The 2,498-nt window shown below is 66.0% G+C and carries 1 protein-coding gene and 2 pseudogenes; 2 read left to right on the plus strand and 1 reads right to left on the minus strand.

Translation table 11 applies throughout. The features are described from left to right. A pseudogene (locus I6U14_RS09075) lies at nt 1-305 on the plus strand (chorismate pyruvate-lyase family protein); the annotation flags it as partial. A gap of 208 nt (nt 306-513) precedes the next feature. Continuing rightward, nucleotides 514-2,073: a transposase gene (locus I6U14_RS09080; protein WP_296898641.1), complete on the plus strand. Its 1,560-nt coding sequence runs from the start codon at nt 514-516 to the stop codon at nt 2,071-2,073. Nucleotides 2,074-2,169: 96 nt separating this feature from the next. On the opposite strand, the pseudogene I6U14_RS09085 reads toward I6U14_RS09080, so the two are convergent. Continuing rightward, nucleotides 2,170-2,415 (minus strand): annotated as a pseudogene (locus I6U14_RS09085) (rhodanese-like domain-containing protein); the annotation flags it as partial. Between the last annotated feature and the right edge of the window lie 83 nt (nt 2,416-2,498).

The following is a 2,498-nucleotide window of genomic DNA, read 5'->3' on the forward strand; positions in this document are numbered from 1 at the left end:
TTGCACGGCTGGCCTGCCTGCGCGGGGCCGACAGCTACAAGCATTACGCCTATGCGTTTGCGCGGACCCGAACCGAGCTGATCCCGGCTCACCTCCGCCAGCGCCTGATCGACCGCGAGATCGGCATCGGTTCGCTGATCCGCGACAGCGGTCTCGAAATCGATCGGGAGGTGATGGAGTTCGGTATCGAGCCGACAACCGACGGCGTTGACTTCGCCGGGGTATTCCGTACTTATCGGATCATTATCGACCGAACGCCGGTGATACTGATCACGGAAACCTTCCCGCTGCCCCTCTACCCTTGATTTCCGCCCCGCCCGTAAAGCGCCGAAGGCCCGCGCCGCACCCCCGGCGGACGGCGACTGCAACACGGGGGAGGCAGTCGGCATCGCCGCTCCCGAGGCAGCCCGAGCAGTCGACATGACGGCCTTCGCAGTATTGAACCTACATAGAGCAGTTCAGAGTTGCTGAACGCAGCCTAACTTGCTGAAATCCCGGCATACGGAGGTGCCCATGAACGAGCTTTCTCTTCACCCACCGGGTGCAGCGCCAACGCCGCCCGAATCGGACTGCCGAGCGCTGGTGCCTGCCGAGGGTCCGGTTGCTGTAGACACATTCGGTGGTCGCGTGCATGTCGAGTGGGACCCGTCGGCGGCGGTCACGCCGCTCGGCCAGCTCCCGTTCTTCGCCGAGTTCCTGAAGGTCAGCGGCCTGTTCGACCGGTGGGTGGAGACGTGCCCGGTCAGCTGGCGGAGCAACAACGCGCCGAACAAGCGCGACGTGCTGGGCACCGCGGTGCTGGCGATCCTCTGTGGCCATTGGCGCTATGCGCACATCAGCGCGCTGCGCGGCGATCAGGTCAACGCCGAGCTGCTCGGGATGGAGAAGGTGGTCAGCGAGGACTCGGTGCGTGCGACGTTCGCCCGGATGGACGAGGACGCGGCGCTCGCGTGGTTGCGCCGGCATCTGCTGGCGGTCACCGAGCCGCTGCTCGCCGAGCCCTGGATTCTCGACGCCGATGTCACCGTCAAGCCCATCTATGGCCATCAAGAGGGGGCCGTGCTCGGATACAACCCACACAAGCCGGGTCGGCCCTCGCACACCTACCACACCTACATCATTGCCAACTTGCGCCTCGTGCTCGACGTGGAGGTGCAGCCGGGCAACCAGCACCACTCCAAATACAGTGCGCCGGGGCTGTGGGCGCTGCTTGAGCAGATCGGCCGAGCCCGCTGGCCGCGGCTGCTGCGCGGCGACCGCGACTGGGGCACCGAGGCGAACATGCGCCGCTGCGAGCAGGAGGGGCTGCCGTATCTGTTCAAGCAGCGCCTGACCAAGCGCACCAAGGCGCTCGTCGAGCGTCTGTTGCGCGATGCCGAGTGGAGCGATGCCGGCCAGGGCTGGCAGGGCGCGGAAGCCCAGTTGCGCCTCTCAGGCTGGAGCCGCGCGCGCCGCGTCGTCGTGCTGCGTCGGCGCCTGAACCGTGACCTCGCCATCGAGGATCGTGACGAGTCCGGCCAGTTGCGCCTGAGCTTCACCGAGGTCGAGGAGGATGTGCGCCTCTACGAGTATGGCGTGCTCGTCACCTCGCTCGACGCCGAGATCCTCACCATCGCCGGGCTCTATCGCGACCGGGCCGACTGCGAGAACAACTTCGACGAGCTCAAGAACCACTGGGGCTGGGGCGGGTTCACCACCACCGACCTCAAGCGCTGCCGGATCATGGCCAGTATGACCGCGCTGGTCTACGACTGGTGGAACATCTTCGTGCGTCTCGCCGAGCCGGATAAGCATCGCGAGGCGATCACTGCCCGCCCGCTGCTGCTCAACGCCCCGGCGCGCCGAATCGACCACAGCCGCCAGCGCCGCCTGGTGATCAGCCACCACCATGCCGAGGCTGGCTGGGTCGAGCGTGCCTGCCGCAACCTCGCTGCCTTTCTCCACGGCCTAAGGCTGACTGCGGAGCAGTTGACGCCGACCCAGCGCTGGTACCGCATCCTCTCGCGGGCGATGCGCAAGTACCTCCACGGCCGCCAGCTGCAGCCGCCCGAGCCCCTGCCGGCGCCGCCCTGAGCCGGCGGCGGCTGCGCGAGCACGCCCTGTGCGCTGCATCGGCCTGCGAAATTCGCCGGCCGAGGGGTTTAACTGCTTTTTTTAGGTTCAAGTGCATCAGACGCCTCCAATCGTTTCGAAGGGCCAGTCCCGGATGCCACCTTCGATCGTGGCTGCCTTGATTCGCCGTTGTTTGAGCAACATCGTCGCGACCTCGGCGCGCTTGCCGCCCTTGCACAGCACGAGATAGCGCGCGCCGGGATCGATTTCGCCCATGCGCTGACGCAGCTCGGGAAGCGGTATGAGGAACGATCCGTCGATGTGCTCGTCGTCGTACTCTTCTTCGTATCTGACATCCAGGAGTCGATAGCCTTCATCGAGCATGGTCTTCGCGACCGCGGCGCTCACCATCTCGGCCTGCGAGGCTGCGATGAGCTCATAGAAAT

Source organism: Thiohalocapsa sp. (genome assembly GCF_019695415.1).
Taxonomy (GTDB): Bacteria; Pseudomonadota; Gammaproteobacteria; order Chromatiales; family Chromatiaceae; genus Thiohalocapsa.